General features: G+C 61.7%; 22 protein-coding genes and 1 riboswitch. Of the genes, 5 read left to right on the top strand and 17 right to left on the bottom strand.

Annotated elements, in window-relative coordinates; translation table 11 throughout:
* Window positions 1–237: 237 nt before the first annotated feature.
* The 4 genes from E7T06_RS18890 to E7T06_RS18875 form a co-directional block, all read right to left on the bottom strand.
* Window positions 238–2,613, bottom strand: coding sequence for an EAL domain-containing protein (locus tag E7T06_RS18890; RefSeq protein ID WP_168733654.1), 2,376 nt, complete (start codon window positions 2,611–2,613; stop codon window positions 238–240).
* A 62-nt stretch (window positions 2,614–2,675) separates the two neighbouring features.
* Window positions 2,676–3,389: a S8 family serine peptidase gene (locus tag E7T06_RS18885; protein ID WP_168733653.1), complete on the bottom strand. Its 714-nt coding sequence runs from the start codon at window positions 3,387–3,389 to the stop codon at window positions 2,676–2,678.
* Window positions 3,390–3,675: 286 nt separating this feature from the next.
* Window positions 3,676–4,218, bottom strand: coding sequence for a hypothetical protein (locus E7T06_RS18880; RefSeq protein WP_136367313.1), 543 nt, complete (start codon window positions 4,216–4,218; stop codon window positions 3,676–3,678).
* A gap of 71 nt (window positions 4,219–4,289) precedes the next feature.
* Window positions 4,290–4,374, bottom strand: a riboswitch (cyclic di-GMP riboswitch).
* Window positions 4,375–5,218: 844 nt separating this feature from the next.
* Complete coding sequence (locus E7T06_RS18875) at window positions 5,219–5,653, bottom strand: hypothetical protein (RefSeq protein WP_136367312.1); 435 nt, start codon at window positions 5,651–5,653, stop codon at window positions 5,219–5,221.
* A 620-nt stretch (window positions 5,654–6,273) separates the two neighbouring features.
* Here E7T06_RS18875 and E7T06_RS18870 point away from each other — a divergent pair.
* Entirely contained in the window at window positions 6,274–6,528 is a 255-nt protein-coding gene (locus E7T06_RS18870) for a hypothetical protein (protein ID WP_136367311.1), read from the top strand.
* Between the two features lie 115 nt (window positions 6,529–6,643).
* Here the strand turns inward: E7T06_RS18870 and E7T06_RS18865 are convergent, their stop codons facing one another.
* A complete protein-coding gene (locus tag E7T06_RS18865) occupies window positions 6,644–9,481 on the bottom strand; it encodes a PAS domain S-box protein (protein ID WP_136367310.1) in 2,838 nt (945 codons plus the stop codon).
* Between the two features lie 465 nt (window positions 9,482–9,946).
* Window positions 9,947–10,117, bottom strand: a complete 171-nt coding sequence (locus tag E7T06_RS21380) for a hypothetical protein (protein WP_168733652.1) — start codon at window positions 10,115–10,117, stop codon at window positions 9,947–9,949.
* A gap of 291 nt (window positions 10,118–10,408) precedes the next feature.
* On the opposite strand from E7T06_RS21380, the gene E7T06_RS18855 reads away from it, so the two are divergent.
* Window positions 10,409–11,527, top strand: a complete 1,119-nt coding sequence (locus tag E7T06_RS18855) for a nitric oxide synthase oxygenase (protein ID WP_136367309.1) — start codon at window positions 10,409–10,411, stop codon at window positions 11,525–11,527.
* Window positions 11,528–11,655: 128 nt separating this feature from the next.
* Here E7T06_RS18855 and E7T06_RS21540 read toward each other — a convergent pair whose 3' ends face one another.
* The 6 genes from E7T06_RS21540 to E7T06_RS18825 all read right to left on the bottom strand — a co-directional run bounded on the left by E7T06_RS21540 (window position 11,656) and on the right by E7T06_RS18825 (window position 16,967).
* On the bottom strand, window positions 11,656–12,045 hold the full coding sequence (locus tag E7T06_RS21540; RefSeq protein ID WP_205750981.1) for a winged helix-turn-helix domain-containing protein: 390 nt from the start codon (window positions 12,043–12,045) through the stop codon (window positions 11,656–11,658).
* A gap of 150 nt (window positions 12,046–12,195) precedes the next feature.
* Window positions 12,196–12,471 (bottom strand): DUF4158 domain-containing protein, encoded by a 276-nt coding sequence (locus tag E7T06_RS18845; protein ID WP_168733651.1) that lies wholly within the window; start codon window positions 12,469–12,471, stop codon window positions 12,196–12,198.
* 69 nt (window positions 12,472–12,540) lie between these two features.
* Complete coding sequence (locus E7T06_RS18840; RefSeq protein WP_136367307.1) at window positions 12,541–14,787, bottom strand: excinuclease ABC subunit UvrA; 2,247 nt, start codon at window positions 14,785–14,787, stop codon at window positions 12,541–12,543.
* A 72-nt stretch (window positions 14,788–14,859) separates the two neighbouring features.
* A complete protein-coding gene (locus E7T06_RS18835; protein ID WP_136367306.1) occupies window positions 14,860–15,288 on the bottom strand; it encodes a pyridoxamine 5'-phosphate oxidase family protein in 429 nt (142 codons plus the stop codon).
* A 59-nt stretch (window positions 15,289–15,347) separates the two neighbouring features.
* Window positions 15,348–15,677, bottom strand: coding sequence for a hypothetical protein (locus E7T06_RS18830; protein WP_136367305.1), 330 nt, complete (start codon window positions 15,675–15,677; stop codon window positions 15,348–15,350).
* 30 nt (window positions 15,678–15,707) lie between these two features.
* Window positions 15,708–16,967: a TCR/Tet family MFS transporter gene (locus tag E7T06_RS18825; protein WP_136367304.1), complete on the bottom strand. Its 1,260-nt coding sequence runs from the start codon at window positions 16,965–16,967 to the stop codon at window positions 15,708–15,710.
* Window positions 16,968–17,303: 336 nt separating this feature from the next.
* On the opposite strand from E7T06_RS18825, the gene E7T06_RS18820 reads away from it, so the two are divergent.
* Entirely contained in the window at window positions 17,304–17,777 is a 474-nt protein-coding gene (locus tag E7T06_RS18820; protein WP_136367303.1) for a MarR family transcriptional regulator, read from the top strand.
* A 364-nt stretch (window positions 17,778–18,141) separates the two neighbouring features.
* Here E7T06_RS18820 and E7T06_RS18815 read toward each other — a convergent pair whose 3' ends face one another.
* From E7T06_RS18815 to E7T06_RS18795, 5 genes are all read right to left on the bottom strand, one after another.
* Complete coding sequence (locus E7T06_RS18815; RefSeq protein WP_136367302.1) at window positions 18,142–18,939, bottom strand: ABC transporter permease subunit; 798 nt, start codon at window positions 18,937–18,939, stop codon at window positions 18,142–18,144.
* Window positions 18,932–19,903: an ABC transporter ATP-binding protein gene (locus E7T06_RS18810; protein ID WP_136367301.1), complete on the bottom strand. Its 972-nt coding sequence runs from the start codon at window positions 19,901–19,903 to the stop codon at window positions 18,932–18,934. Before E7T06_RS18810 ends, E7T06_RS18815 begins: the two co-directional genes overlap by 8 nt.
* Window positions 19,900–20,391, bottom strand: a complete 492-nt coding sequence (locus E7T06_RS18805) for a MarR family transcriptional regulator (protein WP_136367300.1) — start codon at window positions 20,389–20,391, stop codon at window positions 19,900–19,902. Before E7T06_RS18805 ends, E7T06_RS18810 begins: the two co-directional genes overlap by 4 nt.
* 766 nt (window positions 20,392–21,157) lie before the next feature.
* The gene (locus tag E7T06_RS18800) at window positions 21,158–22,021 is read right to left on the bottom strand and encodes a GGDEF domain-containing protein (RefSeq protein ID WP_136367299.1); all 864 of its coding nucleotides are present in this window, start codon (window positions 22,019–22,021) and stop codon (window positions 21,158–21,160) included.
* Window positions 22,022–22,102: 81 nt separating this feature from the next.
* Window positions 22,103–22,732: a TetR/AcrR family transcriptional regulator gene (locus tag E7T06_RS18795; RefSeq protein WP_136367298.1), complete on the bottom strand. Its 630-nt coding sequence runs from the start codon at window positions 22,730–22,732 to the stop codon at window positions 22,103–22,105.
* Between the two features lie 146 nt (window positions 22,733–22,878).
* Between E7T06_RS18795 and E7T06_RS18790 the strand changes: the two genes are divergently transcribed.
* Both E7T06_RS18790 and E7T06_RS18785 read left to right on the top strand, forming a co-directional pair.
* A complete protein-coding gene (locus E7T06_RS18790; protein ID WP_136367297.1) occupies window positions 22,879–23,616 on the top strand; it encodes an SDR family oxidoreductase in 738 nt (245 codons plus the stop codon).
* Window positions 23,617–23,711: 95 nt separating this feature from the next.
* The gene (locus E7T06_RS18785; RefSeq protein WP_136367296.1) at window positions 23,712–24,602 is read left to right on the top strand and encodes an SDR family oxidoreductase; all 891 of its coding nucleotides are present in this window, start codon (window positions 23,712–23,714) and stop codon (window positions 24,600–24,602) included.
* The last annotated feature ends 9 nt before the right edge of the window (window positions 24,603–24,611 follow it).

Below are 24,611 nucleotides of genomic sequence, written 5' to 3'. Positions count from 1 at the left end.
TGATGCGGGAACAGCGAGGCAGGTCTCATATTCGCGACTCAGTTTAATCCCGTATAACACATCATTCTTCTTGTGACCTTTTCGAGCACGGTACTGACTCGTCAAGGTCGGTGGAATGTGTATGACAGCTTCGTTGTTCGCGTGCAGTGAGCCGAGTCTCCACTCCAAGTCGTCCAAACATGGGGGCCAGCCCACCTGCTGTGAGGCCAGTTGAGGCAACAGAACCAAAGCCAGCCGTTAAGCCGAGTCGCAGATCTGGAGAGTGGATGGGGTGTTCACTATCTGCGCGTTCATGTGGCGGTGTAGAGCGTCTACGCTCAGCGGCGGAGCCACCAGAAAGCCCTGCAATCTCCTGACCCCCATTTCCTGTAAATGCGTGCGCTGAGTCGAGGTCTCGACCCCCTTAGCGATCACGGTCAAATCCAATGCCCGCGCAAGATTCGTGACGGCTTGGACGAGGGCGAGTTCCCGTGCCCCTGCGTCCATCCCGTGAATCAGGGCGCGGTCAAGCTTCACCGCATGGACGGGCAGCTGAGCCAAGCCCGCAAAGTGGGCATGTCCTCCCCCAAAATCATCCAGGGTCAGCTGCACGCCTATCGCCCGCAACTCCGCCAGGGCCCGGTGTGACCGTTCCGGCGCACGGGCTACCTCCTCTTCACGCACCTCTAGGGCCAGCCGCGCGGGTACGATTCCAGCCTCGTGTAGAGCTCGCCGAACCTGATCGGGCAGGCCCGGATCAGCGAGCTGACGCGCGGAGACGTTGACCGCCACCATCAGGGACGGCCAGCGGGCCAGTTCAGTGCACGCCTGCCGTAACGTCCATTCACCCAGGGCCCGGCTCAGTCCACTCCGCTCGGCCAGCGGCAGGAACTGATCGGGCGTGACGTTCCCGTAGATGGAACTGCGCCAGCGCAGCAGCGCTTCCACCGCGACCCACTGCCCACAGTCGTCTTCAAGAGGTTGGTACTCGAGGTGCAGCTCACCTGCCCTCAGGGCCCCGTGCAGGGCCGCTTCCAACGTCGCAGGCGCGAGTCCAACTGAAGTGCCTCCGAACTCAAAGCCGCTGCCCCGGGCTTTCGCACGGTACATCGCTTGGTCGGCACGCTCCAGGAGGCCTGCCAAGTCTGAAGCGTCCTGGGGATAGCAGGCCAATCCCATACTCGGGCGCATCGAGAGTTCTATTCCATCCAGATAGAAGCGGTCATCAAACGCCTCTAGCAACCGCCTGGCGACCTCGTGCGTATTCCGGTCATTCACCCCGGGCATCAGCACCACGAACTCGTCGCCGCCGGTTCGGGCCACGGTGTGTCCGGGCTCCACAGCGCCGATCAGTCGCTGAGCGACTTGCTGAAGCAGTAAGTCTCCCGTGTGGTGGCCATGCGTGTCATTCACCTCCTTGAATTTATTGAGATCCAGAACGCCGAGCATCACCTGTTCGCCTTGCTGAGCAGCAGTCTTCAGCGCGGCGCACACCCGTTCGGCGAGCAGCAGGCGGTTGGGGAGAGCCGTGAGCGCGTCGTACAGCGCCAAGCGTTCCAGTTCTTTCAAGCGGGTCGCTTGTTCCCGGGCCTGTTTTTCCTTGGCATCACGCTCAACTTCATAGCGGGCCTGCTCTTGCTCGAGCTTGGCGCGGGCCTTTTCCAGCTCGCCGCGCGCAGTCAGCTCCCGAGTCCGCTTCTCTGCCTCAGCTTGGAGCACGTCCGTCTCCGCTGCGTGTGCCTGCTGCCAGAGGGTCAGGGCCGCCTTCAGATCCCCGTGTTGTTCTATGGCTTGGGCCTGCAGCTTCAGCGCACGGACATAGGTTCGGGCGCGGCCAGTCGACAACGCATCCGTGAGGGCCGCTTTCAACAGGCCGAGTGCGTCCTGAGGCCGCTCCAACTGCAGCAGGGTCTGCGCGACGCCGCAGCGCGTTTCCAGAATCACGTCGAGATCCTGTTCCTTCTCAGCGAGGTGCAGCGCCGCCTGAAAAGCGCTCAGCGCCTCAGGGAGACGGCCCTCATCGCGGCGCAGTTGTCCCAGGCCTTGAAGGGCGCTGGCGGCCCGGATGCCGCAGCCTTCAACCAATTCAAGGGCCCGTTCCAGCAGTGTACCCGCTTGTGCAAAGTCGCCGTGACGGCGCAGCAGATCCGCGTGATTGATCGACACCGCAGCCTCAGCAGTCACCAGTCCAGCATCCTGTGTCAGGTGCAGCGCCTGAGTCGAGTAGACGAGGGCTTCTTGACTCATGTTGAGGGCGTCATACGTCCGGGCCAGATTTCCGGCCACCACCGCTGCACGCGATGGCGTGGTCTGAACTGAGGTCGCCTGTGCACGCAACAAGTGCTCCAGCGCTGTATTGAAGTTTCCTAAGTCGAGATAGACGACGCCGAGGTTGCACAGCACGACAGCTGCGCCCTCATCATCTTGGGCGGCCTCCCGCACCGCGAGCGCTTCTTCGAGATGCAGCAGCGCGCCCGAACTGTCGCCACGGGCATGCTCTAGACCAGCCAGACTGTTAAGGGCGTCCGCAAGTGCCGCCGGAGTAGGCTGTCGCCGAGCCAGCACGACCACCTGTTCAAAGAGGAGGATGGCCCGGACGTCATCAACTCCTCGCAGTGCCCGGGCTTGGCCCAACAGCTGGTCACATAAGGGACCCATGGTCTGAGAACGGCTTTCGGCGGACGCAACCGCCTGTATCACTTCAGCAACGCCTCGACGTCCAGCAGTCTCCCCGTGGACAGCTGAGCGGCAAGGGGTTGAGCTTCTTTTCCTTGGGCCAGTGCAAGGGCCAGGGCGCCACTGACCACAGGCGCGGCGAACGAAGAACCACTGGCCGTGACCAAGCGGCCGCCAGGATAGGACGTGTGAATCTCGACTCCGGGGGCCAGGACTTCTCCTCCCCGGTTGCTCCAGCTGGGCAGATGACCGCTCTGATCCACTGCAGTCACCGAAAGTCCAAAGTCCCCAAGGCGATTCTTGTGATTCAGGGCGTCTGCAGGAGCTTGAGGCGCGCTTCCTCCATTATTCCCACTGGCGGCCACCACCAGAACGTTCCTGGACGCGGCGTACTGGAGGGCGGCCCGAACCCCCTCGCTTGAAACTGACCCAGCGACGCTTAGATTGATGATCTGCGCGCCCTGATCGACTGCCAGCCGGATCGCCTGAGCCACGTGGGCGGCCTGGCCAAATCCACCGGTTCCTAAAACGCGCAGCGGTAGAATTCTGGCGGCGGGGGCCATCTGCTGCAGCACTCCGGCGACGGCTGTGCCGTGGCCATAGATCAGGTCAGTCTCGTCACCCTGCTCTGAAGCATTCCCGTCTCCGTCTACGAAGTCATGCCCAGGAAGCAGGACACTGCGCAACAGGGGATGAGTGAAATCAACGCCCGAATCGAGAAGAGCAATCGTCACGCCTCTCCCGGCTTGACCAGATTGGGCCTGTGCCTCCTGGGCCCTGACCTGCTGCAGCCAAGCCGCGTTGCTGGACAGGACAGAAGTTCCTCCTTCTCCCCAGAGACGGGCGCCCTCAGCCCACAAGCGGGCTCCACTGGACGAGAAACTGTGCCCTGCAGAGGGCGTTGAAGGAGACGCAGAGAGGCTGGTGACGGACATGGAGCTGGAAGGGAGGGGGGCTCTGCCGCAGGCCCCCAGAAACAGCGCCGACAGCAGCAGGAAGACGCGGGACATCAGCAGCCTCTCAGTCCGCCGCTTCAGCGGCAGAAGCGGGCAATTGCCGGGCAAGGCCACGCACCACCGTCATCACCGTGTAGGCGTCAATCGCGGTCACCACACCCGTACAGCTGGTGTGGGGCATCTGTGTCGAGATCACCTCAACGGAAATGGTTGAGCGCTCGCAGATTAACCGGAAGTTCGCCGCGGAGCCCGGCAGGGGCGTCCACCCGACTTCAAAGGATGGACACCGCGCGATCAGCCGGTTCAGGAGCCAGCAATCAAAGGCGCTGGCATGACCACTTTCGCTGATCGGCAGCAGAAACTGCACGGCCGAGTTTCGCAAGTCGGCCATGCGGTACTGCTCATAGCTCTTCATGCCCAGGCGCCGCACCTGGGTCATGATGTCCGTGACGGCGTCATCTAGGGTGTTCGCCTGAACCCAGATGCCGTCCCCGCCGGGGACATCAGTGCCCAGTGCGATGGTGCCGTGGGCCTTGCCGTGGTCGAAAGTAATGCGAACCGTCAGCGCTAAGCCGGCCACGGACTCGTTCCGAACAATAGTTCTCATGCATGCTCCTGAGCGCTGTTTCAGCGCTCTCCCTGTGATGGGGGTAAGGACGCCGTCATTCTCTCGACGGCTTGACAGATAGTCGGTCGCACCACTGGCTCCGCGCGTCCCAGGTGCCCGAATACAGGACCACGCATCACTGCCTCTACCAGCCAGATCCTGAAGGAACTGTACTGATAAAAAAGATTGAAGCATATCCCACACCTTGAATCAATGCGCGAATGGGTTATCCCCCCAGTGGGGGGTGTACGCTTACTCCCCCTACCCCCTCTCTTCTGTGCCCCCGTGTCAAAGCAGAGTGGTCAGCTCCTTCAGAATAGGGTCAGGAATTGAGGAGCCGCATAACCTTGCTGGTGTGATGTGCTGACGTGGGATGTCACGGCGAGCGATGTGAGCCGGACGCCCGCCAAGTCGGGGGGCAGGGATCAGTGGGCCAAGAATGGCCCACTCTTCATCGCTGGTGTCGCTGGGGTAGGTAGGTCGCCGCGTCATTGAAAAAAGAGTATTCTACAGGCCATTCCCCAACCAGCATTCTTTCCAGACAGTCTCTCACTTGAGTTACCCCGGACAGCAGATGGTCTCGCTTCCGCTGCCAAAGGGAAAACTCCTGCAGCTGCCAGAGGCCCTGATACAGAACGGCATGAAGCCAGCCGCTGCCGAAACCCGCTTGATGCCAAACAGCAGCTTGAGCCTCCGCTGTTCCCCGCAACAGCCTGCCGATTCTGCTGGCGAATTCTCAGGGGAGAGCGCACACTGAGCACTGTTGCGTCCCGCCGCAATTCCAGAGATTCCAGCTGAAACGACTCGCCTCCACTGGGTTTCCCACAGGTGCGCCAGTTCTCCGTCTGCGCCGTGAACTCGGCGTTTTCCCGACGGATCAGGATTGCAGCGATCTTCATCCCCAGCGGGGCAACCTGCGGCGGCCCCTGGTCATGAACGTGATTCCACAGACCTCTGGTGACGACTCAGCCCACTGTCGCCCTCTGCGGAGTCGTCACCCCTATTTCACGTCCACCGCCAACGGCGCCGCGTTCAACTTGCCGAAGCCGAGACTGAGGTCGAGCCAGTAGCGCCCGGCGGGCAGGGCACTGACCAGCCAGTCGATCACTACTGTTTTCCCCGCACCCACCTTTGGTTGCGCCGCGGGCAAGCAGTCGATGACCGGCGCCGGATCGGGAACGATCACCGCGCCTGAGGCCCGGGCCCGCACCGTCACACTCACCGGACAGAGGGGGGCCGGCACGGAATACGGCTGGGCGGCCGCGTTGGTGAGTGAGAGGCGCACCTTGAGGCTCTGATTCGCCGCCGCCGCACCCACCAGCGAGGCCCTGAGTACGGGAGCGCTGGAAACAGGGGGGCGAGGGCCACCGCCTGCCGACGCCAGAGAAGCGAGAACCAGACCTGCGAGCGCCACGAGGCGCAGAGCAAAAGACATGGGCTCAGCTTACCGGACTTCGGAAATCCCACCTTGGCTCCACCGTGGAGACCCCCTCAGCGCTCCGATGCCACTACCTGGGGGTAGTTGGCTCCCGGAGGGACAAGAACTGACGGAAGGACAGATCAACACTGGTCGTGGTCACCGGAGCGTTGTGGTCATCAAGAAGCGCTGGGTCGTGAAGCGCAGCCTCGCTTGGTTGTCCTTTGACCGTCGACTCAACCGTGAAGATGACCTGCTGCCCCAGACCACCGAAGCCTTTATTTTCCTCGCGTTCATTCGCTGTCTGATTCGCAGACGTACTGCTTGTGCCCAGCCAACCGCAGTTTCTCCTTACTCCCTACCTTTCCAGACAGGCTCTTACTCCCATTAACTTTTAATTCATAGGTGGTGTAGGGCATACATACCCCTCTCGGCTCGCTTCAACCGTCAATCAACTTTTCACGTTCAGCACGAGCTTTATAGGGGATTCAAGAGACCACGCTCTTTGCCCTGTCTTTCCTTGTGCAGGAATGTGGGAACCGTTTAATTTCTCAGAAGCTATGTTAAGTCATGTTCAATTGTTCAATGTGGAGCTGTGACAGGGCGCTGGAGGCGTTTTGTGAAGTGAGGATCATCACGTGAATGGCTTTGATCCGATCCATCACGGTCCAGCAGTCTGGAAGTTACAGGGTCTGAAGTTCGGCATTGGGGAACTCGCCATAGCCAAAGTCTTTAAGGGCTGGGACGCGGAGAAACTCGCGAAAACCCTTGGCCTCAACGTGGTAGACGTGCAGAGGATCCTCACGCCACCCGTCACGTCTGCCCTGGTCTCCAGTCCTCGCTCGCTGGGGCGTCACACCCATCATCCGAACGTGTCCGATAAAACGATGTAGGCATTTTGCCTTCACTCCCGCCGTCGGCGACCACTGTAGGCCTGCTCAAACTCATGTTCTGCCTGACGTTCACTTCAACTGGGACAACTGCCGAGAGCCTTCCCCCAGACACTCTTCAGAGGGGCACGTCGCAGCCCGGCAGTGTGAAGTGAAAGGTGGTGCCCTCGCCTTCAACGGAAGTCACCCACGTCCGCCCCCCATGCTCTTCGACAATTTTGCGAACAATGGCCAGGCCGAGACCAGATCCCGCGTACTCCGTGTTGCCGTGCACCTGCTGAAACAGGCCAAACACCTTTTCAAAGTACTCTGGGGCAATCCCAATGCCGTTGTCCGTCACTTGAAAATGCACCCAACCCCCATCTGCTCTGGCAGAGACGTCTACTTCAGGCGTTCGGCCCGGCGGTTGAAACTTGATGGCATTGCCCACCAAGTTCTGGAACACCTGCCGCAGCTGGGTGCTGTCGGCCTGCACCGCTGGTAAGGGTCCTACGATCAGCCGCGCACTTTTCTCCTGGAAGCTGGCGCTCAGATTGTCAGCGACCTCCTGCATCACGTGTTCCGGATTCAAGGTCATGATGGTTCGTTGCCGGCCGACCCGGGCATAGGCCAACAGATCGTCAATCAAGGCGTCCATGCGTGCGGCGGCCTCCACAGTAAAGGCGATGTACTTGTGGCCTTTCTCATCCAGCTGTTCCGCGTACCGCCGCTCCAACAACTGCAAAAAGCTCGTGATGGTACGAAGGGGCGCTTTTAGGTCGTGTGAGGCGACCGCGGCGAAATGTTCGAGATCCGCATTGCTGCGCTGAAGCTCCGCGTTCACCCGGCGGATTTCGTGCTCCGCCACCCGACGCTCCGTTACGTCCTGCATGGCCACCACTGCCCCGACTTTTTCGCCGCTCAGGTTGTACATGGGGTTCCCGCTCGCGTTCACCCAGCGTCGCTCTCCCTGTACGGGCGCAATCACCATGGCCTGGTCACGAACCTGCTCACCCTGGAATGCCCGGAGCAGAGGAATCTCTTCGGTGGGCAGAGGCGTCACCCCATCTTCCCGGTACAGGCTGTAATGCGCGGCCCATTCACCTGGAGGCAGCGACTCTGGTGGCAGGCCGTGGAACGTCCGCGTCACATCGTTAAAGACCGTCAGGCGGCCTTGAGCGTCACAGGCCACAATGCCTTCGGTGAGGCTCTCCAGCAAGGTGCGCAGGAAGCCGCGTTCCTGTTCCAGTTCGGTGGTGCGCTGCTGGATTCGGAGTTCGAGCTCTGCATTCAGCCGGAGCAGTTCAGCTTCAGCCTGTTTGAGGGCGGTGATGTCGGCCATGGTGACCACCAGGTAGGCCACCGCTCCGTTCTCTTGGCGAACGGCCGAGATACTGGAGTTCGACCAGACCATCGACCCGTCTGGTCGGAGGTAGCGCTTTTCCACGGTCACCGCCTCCACCTCGCCTTTGAGCAGGCGCTGGAGGGCATGGGCCGTGGCCTGTCGGTCACCAGGATGCGTGACGGCGTTGATATGGCCCCCGATCAGGCTTTCCCTGGAATAGCCCAAAAAAGCCGTTCCAGCTGGATTGATGTCCAAGCACCGCCCATCAGGTGTCAGACGACTCACGCCCACGACCGCATGCTCGACCAGCGTCTGATAAAGGACTTCGCGGTCACGCAGTTGCTGCTCGGCGTCGCGGCGCTCGGTGATGTCCTCGTGCACCCCAATCCATTCATTGACCGAACCGCTCTCGCTTTGCACGGGGGTGGCGCGCGCCTGCATAAACCGGTAGGCACTGTCCGAGCGGCGCACCCGGCACTCGACTTGATAAGGGCGCTGAAGTTCAGCGGCCCTAGACCAGCTTTGGCGGACGTGCGCCCGGTCATGCGGGTGAACCGCGTCAAGCCAGCCCCACCCCAGGGCCTCCTGCTCCGTCTGCCCGGTAAACCGCTGCCAGTCGGCTTGCGGCGTCTGAAACTCGCCGGTAGGAGCGCACGTCCAGACCATCTGCGAGGTTGCTTCCACCAGTGACCGGAAGCGTCGCTCGCTCAGCCGAGCACTCCGGTACAGTTGGGCATTCTGAAACGCCACGGCTGCTTGAGCTGCCAAACTGACGGCCAGCTGTTCCGCCTGCTCGCCGAACACGCCCGCCCGCTCGTGCCCGAAGAAGAAACCACCAATGACCTGGCTATTGGACGCCACCACGGGCACGGCCAGGTAACTGCGCACCGGCAGATGTCCGGCAGGCATGCCGTGATACGGCGCGTTGCGCGCGTAGCGGGCATCCTGGGTAATGTCATCTGAGCGCACGACGCGTTCATTGCGGAAGGTCGGTCCGAACACCTGCGTCATGCGCGGGAGCGGGTAGTGAGCGAACGCTTCTCTTGGAGCACCCGACAACGTGTACAGCGTGAGCGGCTCACCCTGATGGCTGTTGATGGTGTAGAAAAATGCTCCGAACTGCGCCCCGGTCAGCTCCACTCCGGCGTCCGTGACCGCCTGAACCACCTTTTCTAGATCGAGTTCAGCCGAGATGGTGTGCTGAATGCGGTTGAGTGTCTCTAGTGCATGCGAGTCCTGCTGCAACTTTAGCTGGCCGCGGCGGGCGTCTGGGATGAGGGTGGCCAACCAGACGTCAGTTGTTCCCGGCAAGCACGTCACTTGGGCTTCGAGAACAATGGAGGCCGATTCGTTGTCGACGGGAAGCAGGAGCTGCAGTTGGAGCGGAGTGCCGTTGTAGGACCCGGGGGTCCACCCAGAGGGGGCTGAGTCGAGTCGATCGGTTGTGAGCAGGGCTGCCAGAGGCTGATTCAGAAGGCCAGGGACGGACTCCGGAAACGCGTCGACGAAGGCCGGGTTCACCGCTTGGATGTGCCCTTGCGAGTCGAGGAGCCAGGCCATGCAGGGCAACATGTTGAGCAGGGAGAGGTGCTCAGGCTCAAGCCGTGCTGAGCCTGAAGTGAAGGGTGTCATGGATCCATTATTCCAAACGCTCTTGAAGGCAGGGGAGGTGCCAACTGCTGTTCACAACTTCAATGGCTGCCATCAAGCTCACATGTGGTCAGCAGAAGAACAGGTGGATGAACTTTCTAGAAGCTTTGGGCGGGTTGTGTGGTCTCACCGGGACCGGGGGAGGCTGACCTGCCGTACGGGGGCACTAAATTCCGGGGGCAAACGGGTCGGACACCCTCTCACGACCGTTCCAGAGCCGTGAGGTAGCTGCGGCCCATTTGACCCGTGCTCATCTCCGCGTAGATCTGGGTTGTCGTGACATTGCGGTGTCCTCAGAATTTTTGCACCTGATCAATGGGCATCCCCCGGTCAAGCAGTCACGTCGCAACCTTGTGGCGCAGCAGACGGGGGTGGACATGTTTTTCAAGGCCCGCGTCCTTCGCCGCTCGCTGCACGACGGCCTGCACCGTCCGCGCCGCGTCATGATCATGGCGGCCTTGTTTCGAACAGGTGGCCCGCTCGGTGGGCCACGAGATGGATCCGGAATTCCTGTGTCAGAGACGGCAGGATCGGCACGAAGCGGTCGCTGCCCTTTTTGGCGTGCGTGAAGCGTACTTGTAGGGGTTCAAGATCGAAATACACGTTTTCTACGTGCACTCACGTGAGTTCGCTCACCCGTGCCCCATGTAAAACAGCGTTTTCACGAGGAGGCCGTACAGGGTCGACCGCAGACGGTACGCGGCGGCGATGAGTTGTTCGACCTCGGAACGATCCAGGCGATCCACGGTTTGCCGCCGCTCGCTGGACGAAGGCGAGCAAGTCTCGTTCCTGTCGTCTGTAAACAGTGGGCCAAAGGGGATGCAGGTTGATGTTGTCTTTAAGTCAACTCCTCTTTGTGGGGTGCAATTGGGGACATTTTATAGGCTGGAAACGGGCAACATAGGCCTCATGCCTGTGCCTCATCTCCCTCCCCCGCTGCCTGTCTCCACAGAAGTGGACGAGACGCTGGCCTTCCTTGGTATGTATCACCGCGAAACAGGTTTGCCAGGATTCGCCGCACGGCGGCAAGAGATCGAGCAGTGTGAGCATCTCTCCCTCACCACGCCTGAACTGACCCACGGTGCGCGCATGGCGTGGCGCAACAGCACCCGCTGTGTCGGACGGCTGCCCTGGGCCACCCTGGAAGTGCATGACTTGCGTCATCTCCCGCAGGCGCCGCAGGTCTTCGAGGCCCTCTGCGACCACCTGCGCGGGGCGCTGAACGGCGGGCGCATCCGCCCGCTGATGAGTGTGTTTGGGCCCGGCATTCGTATTTACAATGATCAATTGATTCGCTATGCCGGATACCGTCAACCGGATGGTCAAGTCATTGGTGATCCGCAAAACATCGCGTTGACCGAGTATGTGCAGCAGTTGGGGTGGGCGGGTGGGCCTGGAAGTGCTTTTGACGTCTTGCCCCTGGCCATCGAGGCTGAAGGCAACGTCACGCTCTTCGAGCTCCCGTCCGACGCCATTCACGAAGTGCCGATCACCCATCCGAGCTGTGCTGCGCTGGCTGGACTCGGCTTACGTTGGCATGCCTTACCAGTGATCAGCAACATGACGTTGGAGATCGGAGGGCAACGCTTTGAAGGTGCGCCCTTTAACGGTTGGTACCTGCAGACCGAAATTGCCGCGCGCAACTTGGCGGATGAAGCCCGCTACAACCTGCTGCCAGCGATAGCTCAAGCGTTGGGGCTGGACACTTCCCGGCGCCGCACCTTGTGGCTGGACCGCGCGCTGGTGGAGCTCAACGTGGCCGTGCTGCATTCCTTCGACGAAGCGGGCATTCGGCTGGCCGATCACCACAGCGTCACCCGCCAATTCCGGCATTTCGAAGAGCGAGAGGCGCGCGCTGGGCGCGCCGTCAAGGGAAACTGGTCATGGCTGGTTCCGCCGCTCTCTCCGGCCACGACACCGGTGTGGCACCGCAGGTATGACGATACAGAACTTAAACCTAAGTTCACCGTGCAGCGCCCGATCTGGGCAGCACCGCCAGCGCGTTGTCCTTTCCAGACCAGCACATAACGCCAGTCCCAACTTCCAATCGCCCAACATTGCGCACGGTCTGGTGACCGCCATCATCAACGGCCTTCTGCTTGTCCTACAATCTGGGCTCAGTTCAGACAGGGCGTAAAGAGAAGAACTGTGTATGGCTATTTGGCTGGAACAGTGACGGCACCAGACGTAATCAAGCCTTCAACGGCTTTGAGATTGGCCCGAACCGTTGCGGGTACCAAGGCTTGATTGTATTGATCAAAGGCCAAGGACACGCCGCCGTTGCTGAGGCCGAAGCTGCGGTCACCCGCACGCCACGGCAAGTCCTGTGCCACGTCCCGGATCACGCTGTACACGGCCGTGTCTACCCGTTTGAGCATGCTGGTCAACCCGTGATTCAAGGTGCCCCATGCATGGAGCAAGCGAATCAGGTGATCCACGTGGTACCAGACGTCAAATTTCATGCCGATGACCTCCCGCGCTCGGGGACAGGTCCAGCGTTGATCGGGATAAAGGTGTGGATCAGGCCCTGCTTGCAGCAGCGCCATCACATCCGCTCTCTGGTCATCGCGGAAACCACCGAGAACCTGGTCTATGAAGTCATGATTCGTCTGATGGTTCGTCGCTTAGCCAGAACGTAAAGGAAAGTCCGTCTGAGACGGACTTTCCTGGATTCTCCCCTCTTGCTGACAGAGTTTTCAGACCCTATCTAGGCCAAGTTGTTCGCTCAGATACCCAAGGACTTCTGGTGGAGGCTGTTCTCCAGCACCCAGGGTGCGTCCAAGGTGTTGCAGCACAGTGAGTTGTACAGCGTAACCCAGGCGGTTGAAATTGCGGCGGCGGGCCGTTACCTGTCTCAAATCACTCTCGCTCAACAGGTAATACTGGGCCAGCAGGCGCTCGTCCAGCGTTGGGAACCGGGTGAATTGCTGGCGCTGAGCGCTGGTCAGGATGGGCGCGTTTTGTCTTTTCACAAGACTATGGGCGGAGGCGGTAAAGCCTCCTTGAATGACCCCATCGCTTTTCCCGCGCTCCTGGCCGCTTCAAAGATAACGCGCGGTCACGCTGCGCTCGCACCCCTGCAAATCACCCGGTGGCCCCGCGAACAGCACTTCTCCGCCCCCGCTGCCGCCCTCTGGTCCCAGGTCAATGATCCAGTCCGCCTGCCGGATCACGTCCAAGTGATGTTCAATCAGGATGACCGTATTCCCCGCGTCCACCAGTCGGTCAATGATGCCCATCAGCAGGCCAATGTCCGAGAGGTGCAGTCCGGTGGTGGGTTCGTCCATCACGTACACGCTGCCCTGCTTGTGTAGCTCGGTGGCGAGCTTCAGGCGCTGGCCCTCCCCGCCGGATACCGTGCTGAGCGGCTGGCCCAGGGTCAGGTAACCCAGGCCCACATCGTTCATGGCCTGAAGAACGCTGCGGATCTTTTTCTCGGTGAAGAAGGCGAGGGCCTCCTCGGCGGTCATCCCCAGCACATCGCTGATGGTCCTATCCCGCAGGGTGTACTCCAGGACCTCATCCTTGAAGCGCTTGCCACCGCAGACCTCGCAGGTGGACGTGATTCCCTCCATGAACGCCAGGTCGGCGTAGGTCACGCCCAGCCCGTTGCAGTTCGGGCAACTGCCCTCACTGTTGAAGCTGAACAGCGAAGCGCTCACGTTGTTGGCTTTAGCAAACGCCTTGCGGATGTCATCCATGATACCCGTGTAGGTGGCCGGGGCCGAGCGGACGTTGGCCGTCACCCTGGCCTGGTCGATCACGATGGCGTCTGGGTGCTGGGCGAGAAATACGCCGTTGATCAACGTGCTTTTGCCGGAACCCGCCACGCCAGTCACCACCGTCAGCACGCCTGTGGGGATGTCCACGTCGACGCTCTTGAGGTTGTGCTGCACCGCCTTCTTGATGCTCAGTTGGCCTCTGGCCCGCCGCACCTCTTCCTTGATCGGCAGGTGTTGCGCCAGGAAACGCCCCGTCAGGGTGTCAGCGTTTTTTAGCTTGGCGTAGCTGCCTTCAAAGACCACTTCACCGCCGTGAGTGCCTGCCCCTGGCCCGATGTCCACGACATGATCGGCCACCGCGATCACGTCCGGATCATGCTCCACCACCAGCACCGTGTTGCCCTTGTCGCGCAGCTCCCGCAGCAGCCCGTTGAGCCGCTCGACATCCCGCGCGTGCATGCCGGTGCTAGGCTCATCCAAGATGTAGAGCATGTCGGTCAGGCTGTTGCCCAGGTGACGGATCATCTTGACCCGCTGAGACTCGCCGCCCGATAGCGTGGCGGTTTCACGCCCCAGGCTCAGGTAGCCCAGCCCGATCTCCACTAGGGCGTCCAGCCGCCGGATGACCGCCTTGACAAGCGGAGCAGATTTGGGCTGTTTCAGCCCGCGTAGCACGTCTACCAGGGCGCTGACTTCCAGTTCACACAACTCAGCGATGTTGTGTCCCTCAATGCGGCTCTCCAGCGCTGCCAGATTCAGCCGCGCACCATGGCAGGCGGGACAGGTGCGGGTATCCGTGAATTGCTCGAAGACCTTGCGGTTGCGTGCGGCCATCTCCCCGGCGTCCTTTTTGAGGTACATGCGGGTAAAGCGTTCCACTAGACCCTCGTACTGATACGCGAAGCCGCCAAACTCGACTTTTAACTCCTGGCCTGCGGGCAGACCGTACAGCAGGCGCTCCAGTTCCGCCTTGCCGTAGTTCTTCAGCGGCTTGTCATTCTCGAACAGCCCCGATAGCGCGTAGATCTTCCAAACCCAGCGGCCGACCCTGAATTCTGGGTGCAGCACCGCGCCGCCATTCAGCGACTGCTCGTGGTTCAGGAAGCGATCCAGGTCAAGCTGGGTGGTTGTGCCGATCCCCTCACATTCGGGACACATCCCTTGGGGCGTGTTGAAGGAGAAGGCGGCGGCAGGCCCAGCAGACGGCTGACCCACCTGCGCGAACAGCGCTCGCACATCGGCGTTGATCTCAGTGAAGGTTCCCACCGTCGAGCGTGAGCCGCCGCCGACGCGCTTTTGGTCAATGATAATGGGCGCATTCAGTTCCTTGATGCTGTCCACGTCCGGCTGTCCATAGCTGGGCAGGAAGCCCTGCACGAAGCGGGTGAACGTCTCATTGAGCTGACGCTGGGCCTCGGCAGCAATGGTGTCAAACACGAGGGACGACTTGCCGGAGCCGGACACGCCGGTGAACACCGTGATCTGGCGTTTGGGCAGGTCGACGGAGATGTTTTTCAGGTTGTTCTCTCGTGCGCCGCGCACTCGGATAGGCTCTAAATCGGTCATTTGGCTCCTTGCGCTGATGGGGAAAAGATAGTGGGGCGGCCCCCATGGAGGAAACCGCCCTCACCCTGCGAACTAGAGTTTGATCTCGCCCTGCTCCTGCTTACCGCCCTCGGTGTCCCAGTAGTGGACGCGCTCGGCCTTTACCTGGATCATCACGATGCCCGGTGTGTCCACGCCGTCCTTAAACCAGGGATCAAGTGCTGGTGTCCAGTGGTCTTTCATCTGGGCCTTGTCGTCGGTCAGGCTGGCCTGACCCTGCACCGTCACGTAGAGGCCTTTACCGCTCTGGAAGCCCAGTGATACCTGCGCGTCGCGACGGATGTCGGCTACTGTACGAGACTGATCAAAGCTGAAATAGTAGGAGGTGCCGTCATACTCCACCTCGCCATTGTTGCTCATGGGGCGGGCAGCGGTGTGACCGCCTTCTGTACGGGTGTTGAACATGGCGATGTTGATGCCCGCCATCTGTTGGGCGAGAGTCTTGAGGGTCTTGCTGGGCATGGGAGTCTCCTTAATCGAGGGAATACGGTGGGAGAATGCCCCCTCACCGAGCGAGAGCATTACCGACTCAGGTCACTGCCAACTTGGCTCAGCAGCCCCGCCAACTGCAAGATCTTTTCGCCTACCGCGCCGTCCGCTTGGCTGGCGGTTCGTCCTGTTTCTTCGGCAAGGTTGCGAAGCAGTTCGCCAATGGCCGGAACATCGATTTCATCCGCTTCTAGGTGCGTCTTTAGCTTGCTTAGATTCTCGTGGATGATCTTGGCCCCGTGAAAATCCGCTTTCTCCAGCGTCTTCAACCAAGTGTCGATGCTCTTGGCACCCTTGGCTGCGGAGAAATCAGTGAGGCCCTTCTCGAACGCGGCAATGGTTGTGTCTAACTGGCTGGTCATTGTGGCATCCTCTTGGAGTAGGGAAAGGATTCAGAACTGGACGGAGTGAGGAATAGACGGGTTGACGTTGTCGGCGGGCGGTTTGAGACGCCGGAACGCCACCCACGTCACCAGCAGGGCCGAACCCTCAACCAAGGCGCACAGAAACAGCGGTGTCCCCACGAATCCAGAGCGAACCGACGGGGAAACGACATACGCGAAGAGACCGGCCACCACGGGGGGCGCGACGACATTGGCAAGATTGTTGAGACTCGCCAGCGCGCCCTGGAGGAGCCCCTGTTCGGTGGGTGGCACTCGGCTGGAGATCATGCCCTGTAGAGTGGGGGCCACCAAGCCACCCGAGGCGGAGAGAACGATGGCTGCGTACAACATCCAGCCTGTGGTGAACAGGCCAAACAGCACGTAGGCCAGGGTAGAGAGGGTCAGGCCCAGCAGTGTGGTCTTCACCTCGCCCAGTCGGGCCACCACCGGACCGACCATCCCACCCTGAACGACGGCGAGACAGATCCCGGTAAACGCCAGGGACAGACCGATCTGGGTGACGTTCCAGCCCAAACGGAAGCCGGTGTACAGCACCCATACGGCGATCAATCCATTCAGGGAAAGTCGGGTCAGCCCGTAGACAGCGGTCAGGGTCAGCGCGCTGGGCGTCCGGCGCAGGGCCATCAGTGAGCCGACGGGATTGGCGCGTGACCACCTGAACGGCTGGCGTCGCTCAGGTGGCAACGATTCGGGGAGGACCAGCAGGCCGTACAGCACGTTCAGCAGCGACAGGCCCGCTGCCACCCAGAAGGGCAGCCGTAGCTCAATGCCCCCGAGAACGCCGCCCAGCAGCGGCCCAATGATGAAGCCTAAGCCGAAGGCTGCTCCGATCAGGCCGAAGTTCTTCGCCCGATCCTGGGGGGGACTCACGTCCGCGATGTACGCGAGAGCCGTAACCTGGCTCGCTCCGAAGATGCCCGCCAGCACCCGTCCGACGATCAGCCAAGACAGGTTGGGCGCGAGGGCGATAATCACGTAATCTAGGCCCAGGCCCAACAACGACAGCAGCAGCACCGGACGCCGCCCGAAGCGGTCGGACAGACTGCCCATCAGGCCGGCGAACAGGAAGGCCATCAGCGAATACAGCGCGATCAGTAACCCGTAGAAACTGGAGGCCTGCGATAGACCCACGTCCCCGAACGACTCGATGACCCTGGGCAATACGGGAATGATCAGGCCCACCCCCAGCGCGTCAATGATCACCGTGATGAAGATGAATCCGATGCCCGCCTGAAGTTTGCGGCTCATCAGTTATCGCCGCGTATCGCGTCCAAAACGGAGTCGGGGGGAACGCTATGCCAGGACGTACGGGCGAGAGTTGGAAGAGGAGTCAGGGCATTCACGGGGTTGTTGGGCATGTCGGCGTCTCCTGAAGGTTGGCGGTGGGGCAAACGGGGGAAGGTCAGTGATGGACGAGAGAACACCTCCATTCAGACATGGGTGTGCCTGCGTCCGGTGGCGAGCCACCGGACGTGAGAAAGGGGAGAAATTCAACAAAAATAGACCGGTGCTAGCGTGGCACCGGATCCCACTGGAGCGGCAGACACAGTCAGTTGGTCTGCTGCGAGGGAGTATAATAGGAACATGTTAGAGCAAAAAGTAATTCAAGACACTACAGAAGGTAGTAAGAACAATTTAGCGCTATTTGATTCATTCATAGCCCTGAATGCCGCGCTACACTCGCTGAGCAGCATGCTGTCCAATGAGACCAAGCTAGCCCTGTCCGATCTCGTTGCCAATGAACACATTCGCCTGTACGGTCCTCTGAGCGCCAAGGAGGTGGCCCACCGGGTTCAGATGGGATCAGGGCCAACCACAGTCCTGATTGATCGCCTTGTCAAACGCGGGTTCGTGGAGCGCATCCCTCATCCCACGGATCGGCGGAGTGTGCTGGTGAAGTCGCTCGCAGGAGAGTCCACGGATACGCCTAGGCTGGGCGCCTTCCTGGCACTGGTCATGGCTGAGGTTGACGCACTGACGCCTTCTGAACAGCGAGTGATTGCAGGATTTCTCGACAAGATCACTGGGGCTGTGATGGACACGCTGGCTATTGAATGATCCACCGCCTGCGTTCTTCGTGACTGTCCCAGTACCGCAGTGCACCGATGGGTCATGTCTGCTGAGAGGTGCTTCCCTTATTCGGCCTACAGGTAGCGTTCGTGTCAGCAAGTGCAGCGTAGGATCAGAAACCAGTCAGATTCATGGGGGAAGGGGGAAGTACGCCCTTTAGCCAAACTGCGTACTCTTGAGCGGAGAAAGAACCGCATTTCGCCCTCTTGAGCACGAACATCACAGCAAGTTCGTGGTCATTCCGCTCAAGCGACCTCAGGTGCTCTTGGGGAACCGTCAAAGCGAGAAAACCCGACGGTCACGCTTTTCAGTGACTTAACAGGTCTTTTCGGGCCAATCTGACTCCCACCCGCTATTTCCCTACATCCCGGCGGTTGAACAGCGGAATTGCCAGCAGCGGCAGGGCCAGCCCGACGCCCAACAGCGCCAGCCCCCGCGCCGCTTCCGGCCAGCCGAAGGTACCCAACGCGCCTCCACCCAGTGCGGGCCAAAAGGGAAGCAGAGGCCGCAAGTCGCGCAGTGCAGCCACCTGACCTCCCAGTGAATACATCAAAAAAAGGGCCAACCCTAGAGCGCTGCTGGCTCCCAACGCCGCGCCTGCACGTCCGGTGGCGGCTCCTACCGCGAGGGCCAGCCCTGCCAACACCCAGCAGGCCAGCGCCAGCAACACGGTCCGGGCCAGCAGTGGGCCGAGGCCGAGGCCCGAAGACACCAGCAGGCCCAGCAGCCACACGCCCACACCCGTGACCGCGCCCACCGTCAGCATGCCCAGCAGCACGCCCACACTGCGGCCCGCCAGCAGTGCGCCCCGGCTGCGGGGGCCAGCCAGAGGCAGTTCCAGCCGTCCGGCCTCCTCGTCTCCGGCGATGGCCCGCGATCCCCACAGGGCCGCCAGTACGATCCACGCCAGGGGCAGCATGAAGCTGAACAGTTCGGCAAACAGATAGCCCCCCGGCGTACTCAGATCGGCCCCGCCCAACAGGTCGCGCACGCTCTGGGGATAGGATTTCAGCAGGTCGTTGATGCCCGTATTGCCCCGCAGCGACGGATAAAAGGCCCACAGCATCCCCGCATAAGCGCACAGGCCCACCGACCACCACAGCAGACTCCCGCGTGCGCCCCGCAGCCAACTGCGCGTAAATTCAAGCATGTGGCTCCTCCTGCCCGCTCTGAACAGCGTTTTGGCTGCGGTAATCGTTCAGGAAGGCTTCTTCCAGGCTGGCGCGTTCCAGCCGGAAATAGGCGACCTCGGCCCCCGCCAGCGCCCGCAGCAGTGGATTGGGCTCGCCCGTCAAGGTGGCCCGCAGCGTCGGCCCTTGGCTGACAGTGGGCGCTTGCCAGTACAGATCGGTCAGGCCCAGTGCTGATTCAGAGGGGAGGGTGGGCGCTGGGCCGCGAAAGGTCACGGTCAGGTGTGAGGGCAGGCCCGCAATCAAGTGGTCCAGCCGTTCGGCGCGGACCAGTCGGCCTGCCCGCACGATGCCCACCCGCTGCGCGACCCGTTCCACCTCCGCCAGCATGTGGCTCGACAGCAGCACCGTGCGGCCCTCGGCCTGCGCCTCTTGCAGCAGCGTCAGAACAGTGTCTTGTGCCAAAGGGTCAAGCCCATCGGTAGGTTCATCCAATAGCAGCACCTCGGGCGCGTGCATCAGTGCTAGCACCAGCCCCACCTTTTGCTTGTTGCCCTTGCTGAGCGTGCCGATCTTGCGCGTCGGATCGAGTTCCAGGCGCTCACACAGCATTTTTGCGTTCGCCACGACTCCGGCTGCTCCGCGTTGCCGGGCCGCTTCCCCAAACACTTGGGCGGCAGTTTCGGCAGCGGGTAAGGTCAATTCTCCGGGCAGATACCCCACCAGCGCATGAACGGCCTCGCGCTCATGCCACACGTCGTGCCCCAACACGCGCGCACTGCCGGAGGTGGGCCGTAAAAAGCCCATCAGCGTCCGGAGGGTGGTGGTTTTGCCTGCCCCGTTCGGCCCCAGGAATCCAAAAATCTCGCCCCGCTCTATCTGAAGCTCCAGCGGATGCAGGCCCGCGCCGCCCCGGAACAGTTTGGAGAGGCCGTGCAGTTCGATGGCTGGGGGGAGGGCAGCAGGAAATTGGTGGGTGGTCATGGGCGTTCCTCCTGAAGGCCTTGCCGAGGCTCCAGTTGTTGGCGGTAGCTGTCGCGCCAGCGCCGCAGCACTTCTGGAAATTCCTGCTGCCAGCTGAAATAAAAGTGCTGCATTTCCTGGAGGGGACCGGGATCGCCGCCCTCCGGTAAGGCAACCAAACCCGCGTCGGCCAACTGGTGAATGGCGTCCAGTTTGCGCTGCCCCTGCTCGGTCAGGGCGGCCCACGCCCCCGGCACCATGCGGTAGCGGTCAGCACGCTCACCCCTTACGGATACCCGCTCAATCAGGCCGATCAGGGTCAGCGTGCGCGTGGCCGTCGAAATTCCGGCGCGGCTGGACGCCAACAATTCGGCCAATTCGCTGGCGGTCTGGCCCTGCGGCGGCGCGGTGAGCAGTGCACCCAACACCCGCCCCGCCACCCGCTGAACCCCCAAGCCTTCCATCACGATTCCAGTGCGTTCGATGAATTGCAGTCTGGGTTCAAGCATGTTCTGAGTTTACAGAAATTTCTGAAATTTGAAGTGATCTGACAAGCAGATGGGGGACGCTGCCAAGCCAACCCCCGGTCTGCTCCCTGGCCAATCCCTGAGAGGGAACTGCAAAGCTCTTGTCCTCCCCGTTCAGTGGCATGCCGTGCCAGTAATGGGCCTGCCAGACCTGTGGTTGCGAACAGCGTCATTGGACAGCGATCTGGAGGAGAGAGGTGTCTCCAGCATCGTCCAGCGGGTGGGAGCCACGTGGGCCCGAAACTACCTGTCAAGTCACGGAAAGGCGTGACCGTCGGGTTTCCTCGCTTTGATGGGTCTCCAAGAGCATCTGAGTTCGCTTGGGCGGAATGACCACGAACTTGCCGTGATGTTCATGCTCAAGAGAGCGAAATGCGGTTCTTTTTCTGCTCAAGAGTACGCAGTTTGGCGCTGGGGCGAACTGGTGTTGCCCCGATCAGTGCGCCTGCCGTTCATCCTGTCTCGCACAGTGTTGAACCGCTGAGCGGGTATTTCCGGGTGAATGTAGCTTTTAGCCGCAGTAGGAATGGATTGAGTCTGGGTGGGATTGGTTCGTCAGCGGCAGGTGCGCGGCTAAGGACGTGCTTCCGAATCACCTCTGATCAGGAGGGCGCAGAGCGTTGTGAACGGACTGGATCCAGCCGTGTTGCTGGCTTGGCTACGCGCTGCTCTTGCCAACAGCAAGCGCGACTGTTAGTGAATGAGCAGCCTGAAATTCGGTGAGCCGCTGACCTGTGCGTGCTGGCTCTCAGGACAGCCGCCTCTCCAACTGGGTAGGGTGCCCGCCTGACCTGTCCCCGTGGTGCTGACGCTTGACGCGGTACATCTGTGCGTCGGCCTCTTCAATCACTGTGGCGGCAGAAACTGCTCTGCTGCCCCGTTGGGCTCCCCCCACGCTGATGTCGATGTCAGTAAATTCAGCTGCTTTCAAAGCCGAGAGCACGGCGTGAAGACGGCGCTCCAGTTCTGCTGTACCTGGCAGATGAGGTTGGCGGAGAAGGATCACGACCTCATCTCCCCCTACCCGGTACATCTCGTCCGAAAGTCGGAACTCGCGTTTGAGCAGCTGCCCGAAAGTTGCCAGTAATTGATCGCCCCGGGCATGGCCTTCGCGATCATTGAGACGCTTGAGGCCGTCAATATCGAGCATCAGGGCTGCGAAATCTTGTCCCGTGCTGTCCAGCTGCAGGAGGGCGGCGTCAAAGGCCCAGCGGTTTCCAAGCTGCGTCAGGGGGTCGAGGGACGCGACCTGTTTGATCTGCTGCAGACGGGTCTGGCGGTCAAGTGCTTGCTGAATCAACTGCTCAGCCGCCTGCATCAAGGCGCGGTCACCGTCTTGCCACGCCTGGGCCTGATCCAGCCGAGTGACCAGCAGCAGGTACCGCGCGCCTTCATAGTCTCCCAGAGGCAGCCAGGCGGCGGCCTGCAATCCCAAATCGACCCAGCGGGGCAAGGCACGCGCGTGTTCCGCGTACTGATCAATGAACAAAGGCGCTGTTTCAGTCAACGGTTGCCAGGTCAACCCATGGCGCTCTTGCCCCAAGGTATGGATTTCAGAGAGGAAGGCGGCCCCAGTCTGAGGCCGGTGCCAAGCGGTGGCAATCCGCAGCACGCCGGGCCCCCCAGCGGCGCGACGTCCAGCGCCAGGGCCTCGCAGAACGCCTCAACCGCACACTTGGGGGCATGCGGGGTCTTACCCGCTCAATTCGTCGCCCGGGTCAACGCGCGCGTCTGCTTGTGCACGGCGCAGTCCGGCGATGAGCAGGGCGACCAGGCGACGGGCATCGTAGTGGGCATCGTTCCCGGCACCGATGCACAGGTTGCCCACCCCGCGCATCAGTTCGTAGGCCTGAATGTCTGGGCGAATCTCGTCAGCCTCCACCGCCGCGTCTAGAAAAGCCATGCACACCGGCACCAGGCGGTCGATCAAATAGCGGTGCAGCGCGTCGAAGCTGGGATCGCCCGGCTGCATGACGTCGGCCAGGCCATGCTTGGTGGCCAGAAAATCCACGAACAGTTGAATCCACTCCCCCAGAGCGGCGTAGGGGCTGACGTAGCGGGCGAGCAGCACTGGGCCAGCCTCGGCGCAGGTCTCGACCTGGTGCCGGTACACGGCGATGATCAGCTCTGCCCGCGTCGGGAAATGGCGGTAGATGGTGCCGGTGCCAACGCCGGCCCGGGCCGCGATCTCGCGCACCGGCACCTCGACGCCGGAGGTGACGAACAGGGCAGCGGCTACGTCCAGCAGCATCTGCTTGTTGCGCTGGGCGTCGGCCCGCTTGGGAGGGATACGTGGCGCGGAGGGCGCATTCAGGTCAGTCATTCTCCAGATCTCCTTCATAGGCTTGACAAACGGAACAGTGTTCCGTAATGTATAGGAACGACGTTCCGCTTAGCCAGCATAGCCGATAGAACGCCCGGTGACCAGACCCCTCTGATTCTGACGTCCTCAACCCACAGGAGTCCCACATGCCTACAGCATTCATCACCGGAGCCAACAAGAGTATTGGCTTTGAAACGGCCCGCCAACTGCTCCAACAGGGCTATCACGTCTACCTCGGGAGCCGCACGTTAGACAATGGCTTGGACGCCGTCGCGCAGCTCAACGCCGAAGGGTTGACCGAGGTTGAAGCCGTCCAGATCGACGTGACCGATCAGGCGTCCATTCAGGCGGCGCGGGCAGAGATCGGCAGCAAGACGGCGTCGCTGGACGTCTTGATCAACAACGCTGGAATCAACGGCGGCATGCCGCAATCGGCGCTCAAGGCCGATATCAGCGCCTTTCGCCGGGTGTTCGACACCAACTACTTCGGAGTCGTGATGGTGACGCAGGCGTTTATCGATCTGCTCCAGCAGGCCCCGCAGCCCCGCATCGTGATGGTGTCGTCGAGCCAGGCCTCGCTCACGCTGAACAACGACCCCAGCTACCAGTACTACAGCCACAAAGGGGCCGTCTACCACCCGTCCAAATCGGCCCTGAACATGTACACCATCGACCTGGCCTACGAGTTGCGGGATACGCCCCTGAAGGTCAACGCGGTCGATCCCGGCTTTATCGCCACCGATTTCAACGGGCACCGCGGCACCGGCACCGTGCAGGAAGCCGGAGCGCGTCTGGTGAAGTACGCCGTCTTAGACGAGCGCGGCCCCAGCGGCAAGTTCTTCAGCGAGGAGTACAACCCGGCCACCGGCGACATCCCCTGGTAAGGAAACCCCTGCAGCCCCGCACCGAACAGCGCATTGCCGGGGCCCTCAAGCACCTTTCAGCCCTTCATTCAGACCAACAGTTTCCAGGAGATCTCATGCGTGTTTTTGTTACAGGTGCCACCGGCTTCGTCGGTTCCGCCGTTGTCTCAGACCTCCTCCGGGCCGGCCATCAGGTGCTGGGCCTGGCCCGCACCGACGAGGCGGCCCGGTCGTTGAGCGCCGTGGGCGCCGAAGCCTACCGGGGCAACCTTGAAGACCCGGAGAGCCTGCGCCGCGCCGCCGCCGGCGCCGACGGCGTGATCCACACCGCCTTTAACCACGATTTCTCCAACTTTGCGCAGCACAGCGAGACCGATCGCCGGGCCATCCAGGTGCTGGGTGAGGTGCTTGAAGGCACCGGTCGGCCCCTCATCATCACCTCCGGACTGCCCATCACACCGAACCGTCCAACCACCGAAGACGACGCGTTGCCAGACGCGCCGGGGCGCACCCCCAGGGTCTCGGAACAGACCGCCCTGTCGATGGTGGAGCGCGGCGTGCGGGCCGTGGTGGTCCGGATGCCGCAGGTGCACGACCGCGACAAGCAGGGACTCGCCACCTTCATGATCGCGCTGGCCCGCGAGAAGGGCGTCTCAGCTTACGTCGGGGCCGATGAGGGCCGCTGGCCCGCCGTCCACCGGCTCGACGTCGCCCCGCTTTACCGGTTGGCCCTAGAGAAGGGCGTGGCTGGGGCGAGATATCACGCGGTGGCCGAAGAGAGCCTGCCGGTGAAGGCCATGGCACAGGCCATCGGGCAGGGCCTGGGGCTCCCGGTGGTGGCCCTGTCCACCGAGGACGCCGCCGCTCATTTCGGTTGGTTGGCCTTTCCCGTCGCCATGGCCGCGCCGGCGTCGAGCGCCCTGACCCAGCAGCGCCTCGGCTGGCGTCCTGCCGGGCAGCCCGGTTTTCTTGACGACCTCGAACACTCTAGCGCTTTCCAGTCCTGAGCCGCCGCG

It is taken from the genome of Deinococcus sp. Arct2-2 (genome assembly GCF_004801315.1).
In the GTDB taxonomy this organism is placed as follows: domain Bacteria; phylum Deinococcota; class Deinococci; order Deinococcales; family Deinococcaceae; genus Deinococcus.
This window is presented reverse-complemented; position numbering and strand designations above follow the sequence as displayed.

Excerpts from the sequence above, each read along its gene's own strand:
- E7T06_RS18880 (WP_136367313.1), bottom strand. The coding sequence starts at position 4,218 with ATGAGAACTATTGTTCGGAACGAGTCCGTGGCCGGCTTAGCGCTGACG.
- E7T06_RS18875 (WP_136367312.1), bottom strand. The coding sequence starts at position 5,653 with ATGTCTTTTGCTCTGCGCCTCGTGGCGCTCGCAGGTCTGGTTCTCGCT.
- E7T06_RS18865 (WP_136367310.1), bottom strand. The coding sequence starts at position 9,481 with ATGACACCCTTCACTTCAGGCTCAGCACGGCTTGAGCCTGAGCACCTC.
- E7T06_RS18855 (WP_136367309.1), top strand. The coding sequence starts at position 10,409 with ATGCCTGTGCCTCATCTCCCTCCCCCGCTGCCTGTCTCCACAGAAGTG.
- E7T06_RS21540 (WP_205750981.1), bottom strand. The coding sequence starts at position 12,045 with ATGGCGCTGCTGCAAGCAGGGCCTGATCCACACCTTTATCCCGATCAA.
- E7T06_RS18840 (WP_136367307.1), bottom strand. The coding sequence starts at position 14,787 with ATGACCGATTTAGAGCCTATCCGAGTGCGCGGCGCACGAGAGAACAAC.
- E7T06_RS18835 (WP_136367306.1), bottom strand. The coding sequence starts at position 15,288 with ATGCCCAGCAAGACCCTCAAGACTCTCGCCCAACAGATGGCGGGCATC.
- E7T06_RS18830 (WP_136367305.1), bottom strand. The coding sequence starts at position 15,677 with ATGACCAGCCAGTTAGACACAACCATTGCCGCGTTCGAGAAGGGCCTC.
- E7T06_RS18825 (WP_136367304.1), bottom strand. The coding sequence starts at position 16,967 with ATGAGCCGCAAACTTCAGGCGGGCATCGGATTCATCTTCATCACGGTG.
- E7T06_RS18820 (WP_136367303.1), top strand. The coding sequence starts at position 17,304 with ATGTTAGAGCAAAAAGTAATTCAAGACACTACAGAAGGTAGTAAGAAC.
- E7T06_RS18815 (WP_136367302.1), bottom strand. The coding sequence starts at position 18,939 with ATGCTTGAATTTACGCGCAGTTGGCTGCGGGGCGCACGCGGGAGTCTG.
- E7T06_RS18810 (WP_136367301.1), bottom strand. The coding sequence starts at position 19,903 with ATGACCACCCACCAATTTCCTGCTGCCCTCCCCCCAGCCATCGAACTG.
- E7T06_RS18805 (WP_136367300.1), bottom strand. The coding sequence starts at position 20,391 with ATGCTTGAACCCAGACTGCAATTCATCGAACGCACTGGAATCGTGATG.
- E7T06_RS18795 (WP_136367298.1), bottom strand. The coding sequence starts at position 22,732 with ATGACTGACCTGAATGCGCCCTCCGCGCCACGTATCCCTCCCAAGCGG.
- E7T06_RS18790 (WP_136367297.1), top strand. The coding sequence starts at position 22,879 with ATGCCTACAGCATTCATCACCGGAGCCAACAAGAGTATTGGCTTTGAA.
- E7T06_RS18785 (WP_136367296.1), top strand. The coding sequence starts at position 23,712 with ATGCGTGTTTTTGTTACAGGTGCCACCGGCTTCGTCGGTTCCGCCGTT.